This window comes from Mesorhizobium sp. P171375 (genome assembly GCF_057786075.1).
The window spans coordinates 6,013,211-6,030,193 of record NZ_JBYNWF010000001.1 but is presented as its reverse complement, the minus strand read 5'-3'; the positions used below and the strand labels follow the sequence as shown (position 1 = coordinate 6,030,193).

The 16,983-nt window shown below is 60.8% G+C and carries 17 protein-coding genes; 10 read left to right on the top strand and 7 right to left on the bottom strand.

Going from position 1 to position 16,983, the window contains the following annotated elements:
• Positions 1–677: 677 nt before the first annotated feature.
• Together ACYHH6_RS29400 and ACYHH6_RS29395 are read right to left on the bottom strand one after the other, a co-directional pair.
• Entirely contained in the window at positions 678–2,729 is a 2,052-nt protein-coding gene (locus ACYHH6_RS29400) for an elongation factor G (RefSeq protein WP_352589778.1), read from the bottom strand.
• A 254-nt stretch (positions 2,730–2,983) separates the two neighbouring features.
• Positions 2,984–3,841, bottom strand: a complete 858-nt coding sequence (locus ACYHH6_RS29395; protein WP_352589776.1) for an alpha/beta fold hydrolase — start codon at positions 3,839–3,841, stop codon at positions 2,984–2,986.
• A gap of 148 nt (positions 3,842–3,989) precedes the next feature.
• Between ACYHH6_RS29395 and ACYHH6_RS29390 the strand changes: the two genes are divergently transcribed.
• Together ACYHH6_RS29390 and ACYHH6_RS29385 are read left to right on the top strand one after the other, a co-directional pair.
• Positions 3,990–4,538 (top strand): methyltransferase family protein, encoded by a 549-nt coding sequence (locus ACYHH6_RS29390; RefSeq protein ID WP_352589773.1) that lies wholly within the window; start codon positions 3,990–3,992, stop codon positions 4,536–4,538.
• A 39-nt stretch (positions 4,539–4,577) separates the two neighbouring features.
• Positions 4,578–4,973 (top strand): (R)-mandelonitrile lyase, encoded by a 396-nt coding sequence (locus tag ACYHH6_RS29385; RefSeq protein ID WP_192257884.1) that lies wholly within the window; start codon positions 4,578–4,580, stop codon positions 4,971–4,973.
• A 122-nt stretch (positions 4,974–5,095) separates the two neighbouring features.
• On the opposite strand, the gene ACYHH6_RS29380 is transcribed toward ACYHH6_RS29385, so the two are convergent.
• Entirely contained in the window at positions 5,096–6,298 is a 1,203-nt protein-coding gene (locus ACYHH6_RS29380) for a pyridoxal phosphate-dependent aminotransferase (RefSeq protein WP_352589770.1), read from the bottom strand.
• Positions 6,299–6,573: 275 nt separating this feature from the next.
• Between ACYHH6_RS29380 and ACYHH6_RS29375 the strand changes: the two genes are divergently transcribed.
• Positions 6,574–7,467 (top strand): EAL domain-containing protein, encoded by an 894-nt coding sequence (locus ACYHH6_RS29375; RefSeq protein ID WP_352589767.1) that lies wholly within the window; start codon positions 6,574–6,576, stop codon positions 7,465–7,467.
• Positions 7,464–8,324: an EAL domain-containing protein gene (locus ACYHH6_RS29370; protein ID WP_352589764.1), complete on the top strand. Its 861-nt coding sequence runs from the start codon at positions 7,464–7,466 to the stop codon at positions 8,322–8,324. Before ACYHH6_RS29375 ends, ACYHH6_RS29370 begins: the two co-directional genes overlap by 4 nt.
• A gap of 380 nt (positions 8,325–8,704) precedes the next feature.
• Here the strand turns inward: ACYHH6_RS29370 and ACYHH6_RS29365 are convergent, their stop codons facing one another.
• Positions 8,705–8,917: a cold-shock protein gene (locus ACYHH6_RS29365; protein WP_015316174.1), complete on the bottom strand. Its 213-nt coding sequence runs from the start codon at positions 8,915–8,917 to the stop codon at positions 8,705–8,707.
• A gap of 298 nt (positions 8,918–9,215) precedes the next feature.
• Here ACYHH6_RS29365 and ACYHH6_RS29360 point away from each other — a divergent pair, with 298 nt between their 5' ends.
• Positions 9,216–9,542, top strand: coding sequence for a hypothetical protein (locus ACYHH6_RS29360; RefSeq protein WP_112561170.1), 327 nt, complete (start codon positions 9,216–9,218; stop codon positions 9,540–9,542).
• A 20-nt stretch (positions 9,543–9,562) separates the two neighbouring features.
• Here the strand turns inward: ACYHH6_RS29360 and ACYHH6_RS29355 are convergent, their stop codons facing one another.
• Positions 9,563–10,132: a methylated-DNA--[protein]-cysteine S-methyltransferase gene (locus ACYHH6_RS29355; RefSeq protein ID WP_352589761.1), complete on the bottom strand. Its 570-nt coding sequence runs from the start codon at positions 10,130–10,132 to the stop codon at positions 9,563–9,565.
• Between the two features lie 178 nt (positions 10,133–10,310).
• Between ACYHH6_RS29355 and ACYHH6_RS29350 the strand changes: the two genes are divergently transcribed.
• Together ACYHH6_RS29350 and ACYHH6_RS29345 are read left to right on the top strand one after the other, a co-directional pair.
• Positions 10,311–11,246, top strand: a complete 936-nt coding sequence (locus ACYHH6_RS29350) for a transglycosylase SLT domain-containing protein (protein WP_352589758.1) — start codon at positions 10,311–10,313, stop codon at positions 11,244–11,246.
• A 5-nt stretch (positions 11,247–11,251) separates the two neighbouring features.
• Positions 11,252–11,740: a GNAT family N-acetyltransferase gene (locus tag ACYHH6_RS29345; protein WP_352589755.1), complete on the top strand. Its 489-nt coding sequence runs from the start codon at positions 11,252–11,254 to the stop codon at positions 11,738–11,740.
• A gap of 189 nt (positions 11,741–11,929) precedes the next feature.
• Here the strand turns inward: ACYHH6_RS29345 and ACYHH6_RS29340 are convergent, their stop codons facing one another.
• Positions 11,930–12,274 carry a hypothetical protein gene (locus ACYHH6_RS29340; protein WP_352589753.1) on the bottom strand — a complete coding sequence of 115 codons (345 nt, stop codon included), beginning with the start codon at positions 12,272–12,274 and terminating at the stop codon, positions 11,930–11,932.
• A 161-nt stretch (positions 12,275–12,435) separates the two neighbouring features.
• Here ACYHH6_RS29340 and ACYHH6_RS29335 point away from each other — a divergent pair, with 161 nt between their 5' ends.
• From ACYHH6_RS29335 to ACYHH6_RS29325, 3 genes are all read left to right on the top strand, one after another.
• The gene (locus ACYHH6_RS29335) at positions 12,436–13,179 is read left to right on the top strand and encodes a DUF899 family protein (protein ID WP_352589750.1); all 744 of its coding nucleotides are present in this window, start codon (positions 12,436–12,438) and stop codon (positions 13,177–13,179) included.
• Positions 13,180–13,522: 343 nt separating this feature from the next.
• Positions 13,523–13,987, top strand: coding sequence for a cupin domain-containing protein (locus ACYHH6_RS29330; RefSeq protein WP_352589748.1), 465 nt, complete (start codon positions 13,523–13,525; stop codon positions 13,985–13,987).
• A 232-nt stretch (positions 13,988–14,219) separates the two neighbouring features.
• The gene (locus ACYHH6_RS29325) at positions 14,220–14,612 is read left to right on the top strand and encodes a RidA family protein (protein WP_352589745.1); all 393 of its coding nucleotides are present in this window, start codon (positions 14,220–14,222) and stop codon (positions 14,610–14,612) included.
• Between the two features lie 95 nt (positions 14,613–14,707).
• On the opposite strand, the gene ACYHH6_RS29320 is transcribed toward ACYHH6_RS29325, so the two are convergent.
• A complete protein-coding gene (locus ACYHH6_RS29320) occupies positions 14,708–16,810 on the bottom strand; it encodes an AAA family ATPase (RefSeq protein ID WP_352589742.1) in 2,103 nt (700 codons plus the stop codon).
• Positions 16,811–16,983 lie beyond the last annotated feature (173 nt).

Sequence of the window (16,983 nt, the reverse complement as noted above, 5' to 3'; positions counted from 1 at the left end):
AAATAAACGCGCTCTGCCTGATTCTATGTCATTTGGCGTTTTTGCGCTTTGGCGCAAAAATCGGGTCCGGTTACGGTTCTGTGACAGCTATGGGCCGGTCGCGCAGGCCATCTGAAGTCTTTTTCTGGTCCTACCGTGCCCTAAAATGGGTTAGACCACAGCCTGCGCCTTTTTGCATGCGTGTGTTGCAAAATAGATGCTTGTTTCTTGGGCATGATGAGCACATATATAGACCATCTCCTGGGCGCGTTCTCCTCCCATTAGCGCCCTCGAGTGTTCCCCTCTGGAGGTTAGCCTTAACAGGCACTTCCAATCAAACTCAGCCGGATCTTCGTTGATCCGGCTTTTTTGTTTTCAGGCCTGCCGCAACCGGCGAAAAACCGACCGGAATTGCCGCGTAACAGTGACATGTAACCTCAGGTAACATGTCGCAGGCGCGATTCATCGTTTAAGCAGATCATAGGACGCGGTGTGGTTCGTCCGGGAGATGGGGGCATCACTCGGATGATCCGGGCTCAGGCGGCTACCGCGTCCGAACCTATTCGTCTGCCAGTGCCGCCAGGCGCGGCGGATACATGCGGCGGACCTGCCGTTTTCCTCCCAAGAAGACGGTCCGCATTAGTAGCGGCATCCGGATCATCCGGGCGCCGTTTTTTTTGCGGATCAGCCACCGCCTGTCAGGCAGCCTTGCCGTTGGCGTTCATCGCCTCGTCGGCCAAACGCCCCGTAAGCTCAGCCATATGATCGAAGGCACAGCGATAGCTGGCGACGCCGGCGGTCGCCGAGCGCAGTTCGATGATCAGATCGCCGATCTCGGCCTGCGGCATGGTCGCCTCGACGACATCCCATCCCGGCCAGTCGGGCCGCGCGTCGTAGCCGAGGATCTGGCCGCGGCGCTGCGGGATTAGCGCGATGATCTTCGAGGTGGCTTCGGACGGGGTGACGATCTCGACTTTCATTACCGGCTCGAGCAGCACCGGTGAGCACGCCGCCATACCTTCCTTCATCGCGAGTTTGGCTGCCATCTGGAAGGCCATGTCGGATGAATCGACGGCATGGTAGGAGCCGTCGGAGAGGTTGACGGCAACGTCGACCACAGGGAAGCCGAGCGGGCCGGATTTCAGATAATCGCGCACGCCGGTTTCGACCGACTGGATGTAGGTCTTGGGCACGACGCCGCCGGTGATGGTGTCCGAGAACTGGAAGCCGGAACCACGCGGAAGCGGCTTGATCTCGATCACCACATCGCCGAACTGGCCATGGCCGCCGGACTGCTTCTTGTGGCGGCCGCGCTGCTGCACCGTCTTGCGGATCGTCTCGCGATAGGGGACGGCAGGCGCGTGGCCTTCGACCGGGATCTGGTTCTTGCCTTCCAGCCGCTCGCGCACGACCCGCAGATGCATCTCGCCATGGCCGGACAGCACGGTTTCGGCCGAGTCCTGATTGTGGCGCAGGGTGAGCGAGGGATCTTCCTCGGCCAGGCGCTGGATGGCCGCCGACATCTTGACCTCGTCCTTGCGCTCCTTGGGCCGTAGCGCAAAAGCAAAGACCGGCTGCGGCGGCGTCAGCGTAAGCAGCGGCTTGATGCCGCCCTTGGTGGAGCTCAACGTCTGGCCGGTCTTGACCTCGTCCAGCTTGCCCAGCGCCACCGTGTCGCCAGCCTTGGCGGCGGTGAGCTTGGACTGGTCCTTGCCGAGCATCTTGTAGATGCCGGAGACCTTCGCCGTCTCGCCGTTCGACAGGAAAAGCTCTGTGGCGTCGGCGAGCTGGCCCGACAGGATGCGTGACACAGACAGCTTGCCGCCATGCGCGGTGTGGATGGTCTTCATCACCTGGACGACAGTCTGGTTGCCGTCCGGGACGCCGAGTCGCTTGCGGGTCGCCTCGACATCCGGCGCGTCATGGCGGATCGCCTTCAACAGACGCAGCACGCCATTGCCCTTTTCGGCGGTGCCGATCAGCACCGGCGTTATGACGCCGGCGCGCAGGTCGGCGGACAGATCGTCGAAGACCGCGTCTTTCGGCGGTTCGATCTCCTCCAGCAACTGCTCCATCAGCTGGTCGTCGTGATCGGCGAGCGTCTCCAGCATGGAGAAGCGGGCTTCCAGCTCGCGCGCCTTTTCGTCGCCCGGAATCTCGGCGACCTGGCTTTCGGCATATTCGCGGTAGATGTAGGCGCGCTCCAGCGCCAGGTCGATCGAACCGATCACCACATTGTCCTTGCGCAACGGAATCTGGCGCAGCAGCAGCGGCGCCGCGCTCGTCGGCTGCAGCATCTTCAGCGTGTCGCGCACGCCGGCGATCGCCTTGTCGACCTTGTTGAGGAACAGGATGCGCGGCACGCCGAGATCATCGAGCTTGCGCATGATGAGCTGCAAGGCAGGGATCTTCTTCTCGTCGGCCTCGGCGACGACCACGGCGAGGTCGCAGGCGGCCAGCACCGGCTCGGCCTCGAAGGAGAATTCGATCGATCCGGGGCAGTCGACGACGGTGAGCTGCTCGCCCATGAATTCGGTTGTGGCAAAGGTCGCCTCGACGCTCATGGCGTGCGCCCGCGCCTCGGGCGAATGATCGGAAACGGTGCTTCCCGATGAAACGGGATTTTGGCGGGGGATGGCGCCCGTGCGGGCGAGGATGGCTTCGAGAAGTGTCGTCTTACCGCTTGCAAAGGGACCGACTATGGCAATGCATTTCGGTCCCGTGCGTCGTCCTCCGGCGCGAGTACCCATGGCTGACCTCCACTCAGGCGTTGGCCTTGGAGTACGATCAGCAAAAGTGGAAACGGTTTTGCGCCGATCGCACCCTGTTTGGAGCGGCGGCCGGCCTGTTCGACCGTCGCGGGCGGGGTTGTTTTCATTTAGCCACCTGCCCAAACCCATCGTCCCACGGGTTAGGCGGTAGGGCAAGGAAAATAGAAATCGGCGTGCGCCGCCGTCAGGCGGAGAGGGCGGGAAGCGGGATTAGAAAACTTGTCGGAAAGTTTTCAGCGGCCCTGGCTTCGCCGCGCCGGCGTGGCTGCACTCTGCTTCACCACCGTTTCGGTGTAGCGCGACAACAGCGGGTTGAACAGGTTTGGGCGTTCCCAGAAAGGTGCATGGCCGGCGTCCGGGATGACATGGCACTGTTCCCACAGCGAGGCATAGGCCACCGTCTCGAAGTAGCTCAGCCGCACCAGCGGATCATGCTCTCCATTGATCACCGCGACCGGGAACGGGGCGTGTTCGACCACCTGTTTCTGGTCGGCGCCCTTGCCGGCAAACATGCTGCGCGCCACGCCGGCGCGCAGCCTGCCGTCGGTGCGCCTTATGGCTTCACGGAACGACGGACTGGCGGTGTCGCCGAAGCAAAGCGCCTCAAAGCGCTCGATGTCGCGTTCGGAGTAGACCTTCTTGGAGGTGAGCAGCATGTCCCAATTGGCGTGAAAGCCGCGCAGCATGCCGAGCGGTCCCCTCGACACCGGCGGCGCCCCGGTCAGAACCAGGCCGTTCACCGCGTGGTGAAAGCTGGCGAGTTCGATCGCCACATGGCCGCCGAGCGACCAGCCGAAGATGATGGCGCGGTCGATGCCCAGCGAATCGAGAAGGCGGGCTGTGGTCTGGGCGAGACCGGTAATCGTGTAGGCGGTTGCCGGGTCGCGGGCATCCGATGACTCGCCATGGCCGGGAAGATCGAAGGCGATCAGCCGATGGGCATCGGCGAGCGGACTGTCGAACTGACGGGCAAACACGGCGCGCGAACTGCCTGAGCCATGGATCATGACGATGGGCATGCCGGATCCCGACGACTGGCTGAGGCGCAAATCGGCCTGCGGCGTGCGGATGGTGCGGTGAGTGATGCTCATGCTGGATTAGACCTTCAGATTTGCCTGAAGGCCAACATCGCATCGCGGGCTCTATATGTTCTTTAAACATGTGGTTAAGAAAGGATTTCTAGAAATCGACCATCGGCGTGCCCACCGGCTCCATGGCAACCACCGCGGAATCCCGACAATGGAACCAGTTCTCGATCTTCTTGTCTCGATCTTCAGCATCGCGACGATTGGCCAGTATGTTTGGTCGATGCGGGCGCATTTCCAACCGCAGGCCATGTCTCCAGGCGCCATGACGATATCGGCGGCGGTCATCGCCACAGCGCTGTTCTTTCTCGCCATACTGTGGATCCAATCGCAGCCGGTTTCGGCAAAGCTCACCGGACTTGCCGTCGAACTGGCGAGCTCTGCCCTGTTCTGGTGGGCGATTGTCACGTCGCGCAAGGCGCGGCTACGCTTCATCTTCGCGTCCGACGATCCCCACAGCCTGCTGACCGACGGCCCTTACGGCTATGTCCGCCACCCGTTCTATACGTCCTACATCATCTTCTGGATCGGATGGGGGATCGCGACGTGGTCGATCTGGGCGGTGGTGCCGGTCGCCGGGATCGCCATCCTTTATGTGTTTGCCGCGCTCGACGAAGAGAAGAAATTTTCGCGTACACCGCTTGCCGGCGACTATCAGGCCTATCGCGGCCGAGCCGGCCTGTTCTGGCCGCGGCTGGGGTGATAGGCAGGGGGTAGGGTTTGCCGGATTGAGGATCGCCAGATGAAGATCATTGCCTGTGGCAGCGTGCCGACCATCATCGCGCCGGAGAAGTATTTCACCGGCCGCGTGCTGCAGACACCGATCATCGAGAGGCAAGCGCCGGCGCGGCTGCGCGCCACGCTGGTCAGCTTCGAGCCCGGCGCGCGCACCCACTGGCACACGCATCCGCTCGGCCAGACGCTCTATGTCACCGCGGGCGCCGGCCTTGCGCAGACATGGGGCGGGCCGATCCAGGAGATCAGGGCCGGCGACGTCATCTCGTTCGAGCCCGGTGAGAAGCACTGGCACGGTGCAGGTCCGAAGACGACGATGACCCATGTCGCCATGCAGGAGGCGCTGGACGGCGTCCATGCCGATTGGATGGAAGCGGTAACCCCTGAACAATATGGCGGCTGAGCGCATGGTGGGCGAAACGGCATGCACGAACGCTTCGCCACCGCCTATGCCGGAGCAAGAGGCATGAGGCGCCAACAAAAAGCCCGGCGTGACGCCGGGTTTTCTGTTTCAGGCTGGCCTGATCAGGTCAGCGATGCCGTAAAGCGCTGGATCCGCGTGCAGGCTTCCTCCAGCAGCGTCTCCGACGTGGCGTAGGAGATGCGGAAGTTGGGGCCGAGGCCGAAGGCCGAGCCGAACACCACCGCGACACCCTCGGCTTCGAGCAGTTCGGAGCAGAAGGCTTCGTCGGTGTCGATCACCTTGCCGGCCTTGGTCTTCTTGCCGATCAGCTGGGCGCAGGACGGATAGACGTAGAAGGCGCCTTCGGGCGACGGGCAGCTTATGCCGCGCGCCTGGTTGAGCATCGACACGACGAGATCGCGCCTCCCTTGAAAAATCGCCTTGTTCCTGGCGACGAAATCCTGCGGCCCATTGAGCGCCTCGACCGAGGCCCACTGCGCGATGGTGCAGGCGCCGGAGGTCTGCTGGCCCTGGATCATGTCCATTGCCTTGATCAGCTGCACCGGACCCGCGGCATAGCCGATGCGCCAGCCGGTCATGGCATAGGCTTTCGAGACGCCGTTCATGGTCAGCGTGCGGTCATAGAGCTTCGGCTCGACCTCGGCGATGGTCTTGAAGACGAAATCGCCATAGGTCAGGTGCTCGTACATGTCGTCGGTCAGCGTCCAAACATGCGGATGCTTCAGCAGGACATCGGCCAGCGCGCGCAGCTCGGCCTCCGTATAGGCGGCGCCCGACGGGTTCGACGGTGAGTTCATCAAGAGCCATTTGGTCTTCGGCGTGATCGCCTCTTCCAGCACGGCCGGCGTCAGCTTGAAACCATTGTCGATCGAGGTGTCGGCAAACACCGAGGTGCCGCCGCAGATCGCCACCATTTCGGGATAGCTGACCCAGTAGGGGCGGGGGATGATGACCTCGTCGCCGGGGTTCAGCGTCGCCATGAAAGCGTTGAACAGGATCTGCTTGCCGCCGGTGCCGACAATGGTCTGCTCGGGCTTGTAGTCGAGATTGTTCTCGCGCTTGAACTTTTTGGCGATCGCTTCGCGCAGCGGCACGATGCCCGATACCGGCGGGTACTTGGTCTCGCCACGGCGTATCGCCTCGATCGCCGCATTCTTGATGTTGTCGGGCGTATCGAAATCCGGTTCGCCGGCGCCGAGGCCGATAATGTCACGGCCGGCATTTTTCAGCTCGCGGGCTTTCTGCGTCACCGCGATGGTGGCGGAAGGCTTCACGCGGGAAAGGGCGTCGGCAAGAAAGGCCATGACCAGATATCTCCAGAGGGGTCGGCGCAGCGGGAACAGCTGCGGCGCTTCTCATGTCGCATCAACCCGCCAAGTGCAAGCATTGTCGGATGAGCCAGGGGTCAAGGAGGTGTGAAGATCGGCTTTGGGACAGCGCCTGCGCCGGGATTTCTCCTCGTTCGTGTGAAGCAATCCACAGAGCGCATCCGCGGCAAGAATAAATTCATCAACGGCCGCTAAAACCTTTGACGGCAGGATCGCCAGCCATTTCGCCTGTCTCGCGGAGCGAGGGACCCTTGTCGCGCAGCATCGGGCTTGCCCACATCATTCGTAACGATGACGGCACCTCTTCAGGTGTCTGGGGCCTCTACACCCTGCAGAGCGCCTTCCAGCCGATCTTCGCCTTCAAAGAGGGCAAATTGTCGGTGGTGGCGTTCGAAGGGTTGATCCGGCCGTTTCGCGACGGCGAGCCGCAATCGCCGATGAATTTTTTCTCGACCTGTCCGGCCGGCGACCGCCTGCATATCGAGGCGCTGACGCGCACGCTGCATTTGCTCAACGCCGGCGCCTGCCTGCCACAAGAGGCCTCGATCTTCGTCAATTTCGACCCGTCGGTGTTCACCGAACGCTCCGTCGTCGACAACGCGCTGCGCGACATGCGCCTGGTGCTGCACGAGGTGGGGATCGATCCGCGCCGCATCGTGTGCGAGGTGACCGAGCAGAGGTCGGCGTCGCAGGAAACGCTTTACAGCTTCGTCGAGGCGCTGCGGGCTAATGGCTTCCGCATCGCCGTTGACGACTATGGCGCCGATGAATCCGACATCAATCGCATCAAGGAACTCAAGCCGGACATCGTCAAATTCGATGCGCACTGGATCACGCAGCTGATGGAGTCAGGCGCCGGCTTCGCCCTGTTGACCACCATGGTGACGAACTTCGAACAGCAAGGCATCCGCACCGTGTTCGAGGGCATCGAGGAGGGCTGGCAACTTGAACTCGCCGAGAAATCGGGCGCCTCGATGGTGCAGGGTTTCGTGCTGGCGAAGCCGGAACTGGCGCCGACCAGTTTTCGCGTTTTCGGCAAGGATGCGCAGCCACCTGTCGCGGCGACCGAGCCAGTCAAGGCGCCTGCCGGCCGAACCGCTACAGCGCGGCCGGGCAGGGTGTTCGGGCGCAGGACCGGGCCATGACCGGGCAGCGCGAGCGGCGGCGTGTCGTCGGCGAAGCGATCTTCGCCGACGAGGTCGGTATCGAATATGGCGTCTATGGCGCGTTCCGGTTGAAGAGCGCCTACCAGCCGATCTTTGCGCCACGCGGCGGCGCGTTGGCCGCGGTCGCCGTCGAGGCGCTGATCGAACCGCACCGCGCTGCCATGCCGGTTGCGCCGGCCGTGTTCTTCGACAGCATCGCGGCAGGCGACCGCCTGTTTGTCGAGACGATGTGCCGGATGCTGCATCTGAGAAACTTCCGCAACATCGGCGTCGATGGGCTCGACCTGTTCTTCAACTACAACCCGATGATCAACGATCATCTCGGGCGGGCGCTGGCCGAGATCCGGCTGATGACCCGGCATCTCGGCGATCTCGACCTGCATGCCGGCATGCTGGTCTGCGAAATCACCGAGCAGGCCGCCGACGATCATGTGCTGGCCCCGCTGGTGCGCGAGATACGGCGCCACGGCGTTCGCGTCGCCATCGATGATTTCGGTACCGGCCATTCGACCGCCGAGCGGATGAGCCTGCTTCAACCTGACATCGTCAAGATCGACGGCGGCTGGTTCGCCGAATTCTGTCGCCACACTGCCGCCGAACGCTTCTTCCGGCCGCTTGTCTCGTCGCTGCACGATCGCGGCGCCAAGGTGCTGGTCGAAGGCATCGAGCAATCCGTGCATCTGCGCGTCGCGCTGGATGGCGGTGTCGACCTGCTGCAGGGGTTTCATCTTGGCCGCCCGGCATTAGCCGGTACGATCTTCAACCAGGAGCCGCTATCGATCGAGGCGCTGCTGGGCACGGACAACAAGGTGGTGCCGTTGCATCTGCGGCGTTAAAGAGGAGCGTCCTTCTCCCCGTTCACGGGGAGAAGGTGGCGGCAGCCAGATGAGGGGCGGCGCCGGCTTTCATAATTGGTCTGGTGACGGGGCAGTCCTTCCGCGTCGGCGCTGCCCCTCATCGCCCTGCCGGGCACTTCTCCCGTGAACGGGGAGAAGGACGCTGTATTGTCTGAACCCCAGACAAACAAAAAGGCGGGATAAATCCCGCCTTCCCATTTTCGGTAGCCTGATCGGGAGCTTTAAGTCCGGGCTGGCAGCTATCTGCTGATCCAGCTGGTCGGGTCTTTCCACTCCGGCGCGCTTCTCGCGCGACTGTCAGTACATCCGTGACTTGCCGCGCGCCCCGAACTCTCGTCCGGCGCGCGCTGTTTGCAAAATCAGGCTGCCTTGCTCAGAGAACCAGCGGACGACTTGCCAGTGCGGCGGTCCTGCTCGATCTCGAAGTTGATCTTCTGGCCTTCGACCAGGGTCGACAGTCCAGCGCGCTCGACAGCGGAGATGTGGACGAAAACGTCCGCGCCGCCCGAATCAGGCTGAATGAAGCCGAAGCCCTTGGTGGCGTTGAACCACTTGACCGTACCAGTTGCCATATAAATAGTCCTCGCATTTGCTTTGGTTTGACCGAACCGAGGTTCAGCCGGTGTGTATCGAGATTTTGGAGATAGACGTCAGCAAACGCGAAGATCGCGAGGCCCGGATCGATCGGCCGAAATATCAATGGACCTGATATAGGCGGGTTTTGCACCAAAAACAAGATGGCTCGAAAAATGGCGCCGCCGCGGCGCCGCCCAAAGGCCGCCCCAATCGCATGAAAGCGTTGAGCAATCGGGAAGATCGGGGCGCCCCACGGCGTTAGTCCGGTTTTGGGAGACAACCATGAAAACCGTCGTGAAAACCATTCTGCTGGCTGTCTGCCTGACGCTGGCGGCCGCCGAAGCGCAGGCGATTTCGCGCTACGACCCCACTCGTATGAGCTGCGACAGGGTGCAGGGCACGATCGCCCGCCAGGGCGCGGTGATCCTGCGCTATCAGTCCAGGCGCGTGCCGGGGCTGCCGCTCTTCGACCGCTACGTGCAGAGCCAGCAATTCTGCAATATCGGCGAGGTCAGGAAACGCGCCTATGTGCCGAGCGCCGATACCGAATCCTGCCCGGTCTATCTCTGCAAGCGGATCGAGAACGACCATTTCCACCGGCGGTTCCTGCGGCGCCACTAAGTGGTTCGGGTTCTGATTTTTCAGAACCCGAACGACACCTGCGCCGGAGGTGGCGGGCCGACGCGCACGCCTTCCATGCCCAGCATCTTTTCCTTGGTGGCCGAGCCGCCGGGCGCCGAGAAGCCGCCGATCTTGCCGCCCGCGGCCAGGATGCGGTGGCAGGGAATGACGAGCGGCACCGGGTTGGCGCCAAGCGCTGCTCCTGTTTCGCGCGGCAGGCCGGGCTGGCCGGCGCGCTTGGCCAGTTCGCCATAGGTGGTGGTTTCGCCATAACCAAGCTTTCGCGCCGCGTCGTAGATGGCGAGGCGGAAGTCGTCGACGCCGTCCAAATCGACCGGCACGCCGGAGAAATCGACGTCCTCGCCTGAGGCATAAGCCTTGATCGAGGCGATCAGTTCGACGACCCATTGCGGCTGCCCAGTATTGCCTGAGACGCCGGCATGGCGCATCAGCCGGCGCTCCACCGCTTCGCGGCTCTTTTCGGGCAGGCAGAGCCGGATCAGGCCCTTTTCGCTCCAGGCGATGCCCATGAAGCCGATCACTGTTTCTAACACTGCGTGGCCGGCTGTGATCGAAGATGTCGTTTCCATGATGCGCTCCTTTCCGCAAAGTGGCGAAAACCGGCATACCGACCGGTACATATGCAGAACAATATGGCATCTGGGCCTAGCTCTTGCCACCCGAAAACCACCGGATAGCCCCGATTGCTCACCAGGAATCGCTGGTGTAAGGACTTCTTAACAACCCGACAAACCGGACCCGCGCGGCTTGCCAGCAAAATTCAACCTTATTGCGATCTGTGTGATCGTCGGCGCCGCAGCACTCAGCGGCTGCCAATCGACCTCGCAGATGAAGGCTACGCCTGCGCTGACCGAAACCGCTACCGCCGCCGGCAGCGATGCCGGCTTCACCGTGCCGCTGCCCGACACGGTTTCGGTGCTGCCGCAATCCTCAGGGGTTACACCCGTCCAGGCGGCCGAAGCGACACCCGCCACGCCGGCACTCGATGCCGCCGCGCAGCCAGCTGCCGCGACAGCGGCTTTTGCCGGCGCGACGCCGACGGTGGCAGCCATGCCCGCCGCAATGACCGCCAATGCCTGGCAAGCGCCGGCACCTGCCAAAGCCGGGCAGCCACTCACTGCTGAGACATACACGACCGCCGGGTTTGTCATGCCGGCGACCGCCAAGGGTGGCGAGAAAACCTTGCCCGGCGTGCAGCAGGTGGCCTATGTCGGGCCGCAGAATCCGGCTGCCCTGGTGCAGTTCCCGGCCGCCCCGCTCAGCTCCGCGCCAGCAGAAGAGCGTACGACCGGCATGCGCGGCGACATCGACCAGCTGATCCAGAAATATGCCGCACTCTACGAGGTGCCGGTCGATCTGGTGCGCCATGTCGTCAACCGCGAAAGCACCTACAATCCCAAGGCCTACAATAACGGCCATTGGGGCCTGATGCAGATCAAGCACGCGACGGCGCGCGGCATGGGCTATGACGGGCCGGCCAAGGGCCTGTTCGACGCCGAGACCAATCTGAAATACGCGGTCAAATATCTGCGCGGCGCCTGGCTGTGTGCCGACGGCAACGCCAGGAAGGCCGACTGGCTCTACCAGACCGGCTATTATTTCGACGCCAAGCGCAAAGGCCTCCTCGAGGCGACCGGCCTCGGTGTCGACCGCAGGCGCCGCCGGCTGCAGCCCGACGCCTGAGCGCCATGCCTGAACCGCGGCCGCCGGCTCCAAACGACATCCGGCTGCGCAAGATCCTCGACGAGACACTCGTTGCACCGCACTGGCCGGACGGCTTTGCCATGCGCTGCTTCGAACATGGCGACGCGCAACCCCTGCATGCGCTTTTGACCGAGGTGTTCGATGACGGCACCGATGGCCCATTCGACGAATGGTGGCCGCGTATCTCAGGCGATGCCGAATTCGACCCGGCGCTGTGTTTCCTGGTCATCGACGCCAAGGGACGGCTGGCGGCGGCAGCGCTGTGCTGGACGAGGGCCTTCGTCAAGGACCTCGCCGTTCACCCCGAGGCGCGCGGCAAAGGCATTGGCGAAGCGCTGATGTGGCAGGCTTTCAATGCCTTTCGCGATCGAGGCGCGCCCCATGTCGACCTCAAGACCAACACGGTCGAGAACGCCGCAGCGCTCAGGCTCTACGAGCGGCTGGGAATGATTCAAGTCCCTTGGGAAGGCTAAAGCGGCTGTTGAAAACCTCCGGATTGTGAACTGCTTCACATAGGCCGCTGCAACCGGATGCTACCTCACCATCCATGCCTTTCGGCCGATGGCGGATCGACGACTGGCAGATGTGGAGGGGCTGCACCGGCATGTGTTCAGCCACTCCTTGGCGGGTCCCAGGCGGGGGTTTGGGGCCCGCCAGTCGCTTCAGATATCAGGCGCATTGCCGATCTTCTTTTTAAGCTCGAGCGCCCAGGCGCGGCCCTCGTCGCCGCCCCACAGCAGCCAGGCGATAGTGCCGGCCGACGGATTATCCTCGTTGCCATAGTTCTTCCCGCGCTTGTCGATCTCGTGGCGGGCGAAATAGCTGACCATGCGGCGGATGGTGGATGGCGCCAGCTTTTCGCGGTTCTTCAGTTCGGTGGCGCGCGTGACGCCGATCTCGGTGCCGCCGCGCCCGAATTGCTTGCGCAGCCGCAGGCCCTTGGCTGCGTTGTCGGCAACGATCTGCGGACAGCGCAGGTCGATCTCGTCGGTGCTTTGCTCGCGCATATATGCTCCCCTGATCCCAGAGATCTAGCTGACGGGAAGAATACGGCAAGGCGGGCTCGTTTCCCGGATCAAGAATGTCGGAACCAGTCGAGTTGGCTCGTCCTTGGATCGTAAAGCAATCCGCGCCAGGACGCCGGCGCGACGACCTGAAGGAGCCGGTCATGATCACCTTTCCCAATGAATCCGCGAAATACCGCACCGCCCGCGAAAAACTGCTGCGCAAGGAAATCGAGCTGCGCCGTGTGATGGAGGAGGTCGCCGAGGCACGGCGCGCGCTGCCGCCGGGCGGGCTGATCCGCCAGGACTATGAGTTCGACGGGCTGGATGCCGAAGGCAGGCCGGCGACGATAAAACTGTCCGAGCTGTTCGCGCCCGGCAAGGACTCGCTCATCCTTTACAACATGATGTTTCCGCGCCATCCGCAGGAGAAGCGCGAGGTAGCCACCAGCGGCGGCACGGCCAAGCTTGCGCGGCAGGATCAGCCATGCCCGTCCTGCACGGCGCTGCTCGACCAGTTCGACGGCGCGGTCGGGCATCTCCAGGCGGCCGGCTTCAATTTCGCGGTGGTGGGCAAGACCGCGCTCGAAAACCTGCTCACGCTTGGCCGCGACAGGGGCTGGCGCAACATGCGATTGGTGTCTTCCGCCGGCAACAGCTTCAAGCGCGACTACAATGCCGAGGGTGCCGACGGCGCGCAGATCCCGCTGCTGTCGGTGTTTCATCGTGACGCGGACGGCATCCGCCATTTCTGGAGTTCGGAACTGGATTTCGCGCCGACGGAGCCCGGCCAGGATCCGCGCGGCATCGGCACCTGCGAGACCCTGTGGAACCTGATGGATTTCACGCCTGAGGGCCGGCCGAACTGGCATGAGCAGCTGCAGTATGGCGAGGCGTGCTGCCACTGAGAGCAGGGTGGGGTGCTCGTGCCCCTGCATCGTTTCAGCTCACTAGGCGCCGGCGCCGCCCCTCATTGCCCTGCCGGACGTTCGTCATTCGAAAAGCCAAGCAGTTGGCTTTTCGTCCGCTTCGCGGACCATTCCTCAACTCCCCGTATAGTGACGGGGAGAAAGAAGCCTGCGCCGATGGTTTCGCCAATCACCAGCGTTGCAGAAAGCGTGCCGGCGCTGCGGTCAAGCCCCTTCTCCCCGTCACTATACGGAGAGAAGATGCCGGCAGGCAGATGAGGGGCAGCGCTGACATCTGATGGCCCGCCCTGTGCGCGGGCGATGCGGAATCGAGGAGGAGTGAATGCCCAAGATCGACCTGTCCACCGTGCCCGTCCGCAAAGGCTCCGGCTACCCCGCGCCCTTCGACGCTCCTTGCGCCGACCGCACGCGCAAGCGCCTCGGCGATGCCGGCGGCCTCACCGATTTCGGCGTCAACCTGATGACCCTCCCGCCCGGCGGCTGGTCGAGCCAGCGGCATTGGCACAGCCATGAGGACGAGCTCGTCTATGTGCTGGAAGGCGAACTGGTGCTGGTCGAGGATGGCGGCGAGACGCTGCTCAAGGCTGGCGACTGTGCGACCTTTGCCAAAAACAGCGGCAACGGCCATCACATGATCAACCGCTCGACGATGACAGCGCGCTATCTCGAAGTCGGCTCGCGCTCTCCCGACGATGTCATCACCTGCTCTGACATCGACATGATGAGCCCGAGTTCGGACGGCCGGTTTCTGCATAAGGACGGCACGCCGTATCCGGGGCAGGGGTGAGCGACTTGCGTCCGTTAGCGTTTGCGAGGTGACAGTGTAGTCTCCAAGCAATCGCAGAATCGGCGCAGGCCCCCTCATCCGGCCGCTTCGCGGCCACCTTCTCCCCGCTGGGGAGAAGAGGGTGGCGCCGGCGCCAAAAGTCTCCTCTCCCCTCGGGGAGAGGTCGCCCGAGCGAAGCGGAGGGCGGGTGAGGGGGCTTGGCGCCAGCCTGTCCAACAAAGGGAGCACCACCGTGAAAAAAGAAATCATCGAAGTGCCGGTACTGTCGGCGGCGGTGCGGGCGCTGGGCGTGCCGCTGTCGTTGGTGACCAAGGGCGCCGGGCTGGTCTTCGTCTCCGGCACGCCACCGCTCGATCTCGCGACCGGCAAACTGGTCAAGGGCGACATCGAGGTGCAGACCGAGGCATCGCTCAGGGCATTGCGCCATTGCCTCGAAGCGGCGGGAAGCTCGCTCGACAATGTGCTGATGGTGCGCATCTACGCCGCCAATGCCGGCTTCTACAACGCCATCAACCGCGTCTACGCCAGGCACTTCCCCGAAAACCCGCCCTCGCGCACCTTCGTGCCGGTGGCGTCATGGCCGATGGAGTTCGATATCGAGATCGAGTGCGTGGCGGTGGGGTGAGTTGGGCAGACGGCGTAAGAAGTAATGGTTCTCTCTGTTCCCCAGAACCGGAAGGAATAGTGTCTACGCATATGCCGCCCACCTGTGTTGCCCATCTACAATGGTTTTGGGACCATCAACTGATCGATGACCGCTGCCATCCCCGGGGGTCGATACGCGTGATCTCTAATCCTAGAAATGATCAAATTCCTGAATTGGTCGTATTTAACACCGTTCCCATGCCGGCCCACAAAACGCTTGAGAATGTCACGCCCTCGAAATGATAGTTTCCATCTACCGGATTGGATGTCCTCCAGAAGAGACCTGGAGATCGAGCTTGCTAGTAAATTTAGCGCCACATCGGATAGTGAGTCCGAAACAAGCGCATTAATCCTGTCGCGGGAGTGCCTAATTGCATCTGCCACAGCAATTGCAACATCTGGAGACTGTGGATCAACCCGAAGCATCAATGCGGAAACAATCTTGTCGTTTGCTGAGGTTGAAACTTGATGGACCACCAAAGAACTCACCGTCTCAGTAGCGCAACTTTTCAGCTCCTCTTCCACCTCCAATTCCGAAAGCGTATTGTCATGACCGACTAAGTCGGTCAAAACCATCCGTATATATTTCGGATCAACAAGGTAGTTCTCGATGTGGTAAGCATTCCATGTGAGTCTATTGTTCAACGAGGTATCCTTGGTGGCGTCGGAGTCCCTGTCAACTATTGAGAATATGCGCGAAGGAGGCAATTTGCCTGAATTTGATAACTTCTCGAGAAGAACATGTAGCCCTCTCACTCGGTGTTTATTTGTTCCAGATATAAGATTGGCCTTGCTGGGAAGTTCGGGAAACAGCTCCGATGCCATCCGCAGGTCGAAATCGGAATCTTCGCCTTCAAATATTACAATCCTACCACCAGGATTATACGCGGCCAGATCTCCAACCAGATCGATGACCGCGCGTTCAAGATCCTGATCTGCACGGATTAAAGTTGCCTGACTAGTACGTTTAGAGGCGTATGCGCTTGGCGTAATATGAAAAACCGATACGCCGGCCTTTCCGACGCTCTCACGGAGGATCGCATCAGAGTGAGTCACTAGCCACACTTGATTTCCGAGAGCCTTTGCAAGATGCCGGTGGTAGAAATCTGGAAGATTTCTTGTTAACCTAGGATTGAGATGCAGCTCTGGCTCATCAAGAAGTATAATAGAATTCTTTGGCGTTGAAGTTCTAAGTCTGAGATACCCATAGAGTATCTCTTTTTCTCCAGAGCTCAACTCATCCAGGTCATGGCTCTCGCGCCCTCCGATTCTAACTGGAAACCTTAAGCTCCCTTCCGCAGTTGGTTGAGGCCCTAAAAATTCCTTATCTGGAAAGAAGGTAATAAATAGCTCTTTCAAAACGTCTGTTATTGATTTCGTTCTATCAACGAACGATCCAGACTTTTCTGATAGAGCCTCTCTCACGTATAGTGCGGCCATCTCACTTTTAATGTTACTATATTTTGCATTGTAATTATATAGAGTGCTTTGCTTCTTCTGCTCATTTATAGCATCTAGGTTTACATTTATTGAGTTTATTACTTCTCGTCCGTAGATACGATGAGGTCCGTGATAATCAATGATACCAAAGTGCCTAATATCAAATGTGCTGAAAACGAGCTCTAATACTTTGGAAGGGTTGAATTGCGGTTGCTTGTTCGGGCTGATTTTTATTGCCGCCGTAATATGATTTAGATCGATTTCCTTCTGAAAAAGCTTTATGTCCTTATTTGCTTGTTTCTTCACATCTGGTTCTCTGCTGCGAAATTGCGCCGTGAAAGGTGCCGCATTTAGAGATCGCCATCCATAAAGCTCGGGAACGACAGCTCGCCACGCTTGATCAGTAATTAATGCTTCGGCATTTTCTTTAAGATAGCGTCTTTCATCTTCGTGAATTTCTATGTCTATCTGTATAACAAGAGGTTTTGCTGGATTGTTAAATAGAGAGGTAAACGCGGCGGGGTCATTCGAGAAATTAATTTGAAATTCGCCGAACCACTGCTGAGTCTCGTTTGGCTGGTAGCCACCATACACTGATTTAACGAGGCGGATCGCATCTAGGACGCATGATTTTCCGGAACCATTTTGACCGGCGAGAACAACAAGATCATCCAGATTCGGTAGTTCCGTGAGTCGAATACCCCGGAAGTTTTGAATGTGTACTCGTCTTATGCGCATTCAAACCCCCACCGTTGAAACGCCGGAATTGCCAGAATTATTTAAATGACAATGGTAGTGTTAGCTAGCCGGGCGATCGATTGAGGTGGAGAACGAACAAGAATATTTCGCAAGGGCTGCGGCTCCGATTGAGTTCCCCCAAGGGCCGGCCTTATGAATATGGCTCTTCGAAT

Coding starts and splice junctions, on each gene's coding strand:
- ACYHH6_RS29400 (WP_352589778.1), bottom strand. CDS start 2,729: ATGGGTACTCGCGCCGGAGGACGACGCACGGGACCGAAATGCATTGCC.
- ACYHH6_RS29395 (WP_352589776.1), bottom strand. CDS start 3,841: ATGAGCATCACTCACCGCACCATCCGCACGCCGCAGGCCGATTTGCGC.
- ACYHH6_RS29390 (WP_352589773.1), top strand. CDS start 3,990: ATGGAACCAGTTCTCGATCTTCTTGTCTCGATCTTCAGCATCGCGACG.
- ACYHH6_RS29385 (WP_192257884.1), top strand. CDS start 4,578: ATGAAGATCATTGCCTGTGGCAGCGTGCCGACCATCATCGCGCCGGAG.
- ACYHH6_RS29380 (WP_352589770.1), bottom strand. CDS start 6,298: ATGGCCTTTCTTGCCGACGCCCTTTCCCGCGTGAAGCCTTCCGCCACC.
- ACYHH6_RS29370 (WP_352589764.1), top strand. CDS start 7,464: ATGACCGGGCAGCGCGAGCGGCGGCGTGTCGTCGGCGAAGCGATCTTC.
- ACYHH6_RS29365 (WP_015316174.1), bottom strand. CDS start 8,917: ATGGCAACTGGTACGGTCAAGTGGTTCAACGCCACCAAGGGCTTCGGC.
- ACYHH6_RS29355 (WP_352589761.1), bottom strand. CDS start 10,132: ATGGAAACGACATCTTCGATCACAGCCGGCCACGCAGTGTTAGAAACA.
- ACYHH6_RS29345 (WP_352589755.1), top strand. CDS start 11,252: ATGCCTGAACCGCGGCCGCCGGCTCCAAACGACATCCGGCTGCGCAAG.
- ACYHH6_RS29340 (WP_352589753.1), bottom strand. CDS start 12,274: ATGCGCGAGCAAAGCACCGACGAGATCGACCTGCGCTGTCCGCAGATC.
- ACYHH6_RS29335 (WP_352589750.1), top strand. CDS start 12,436: ATGATCACCTTTCCCAATGAATCCGCGAAATACCGCACCGCCCGCGAA.
- ACYHH6_RS29330 (WP_352589748.1), top strand. CDS start 13,523: ATGCCCAAGATCGACCTGTCCACCGTGCCCGTCCGCAAAGGCTCCGGC.
- ACYHH6_RS29320 (WP_352589742.1), bottom strand. CDS start 16,810: ATGCGCATAAGACGAGTACACATTCAAAACTTCCGGGGTATTCGACTC.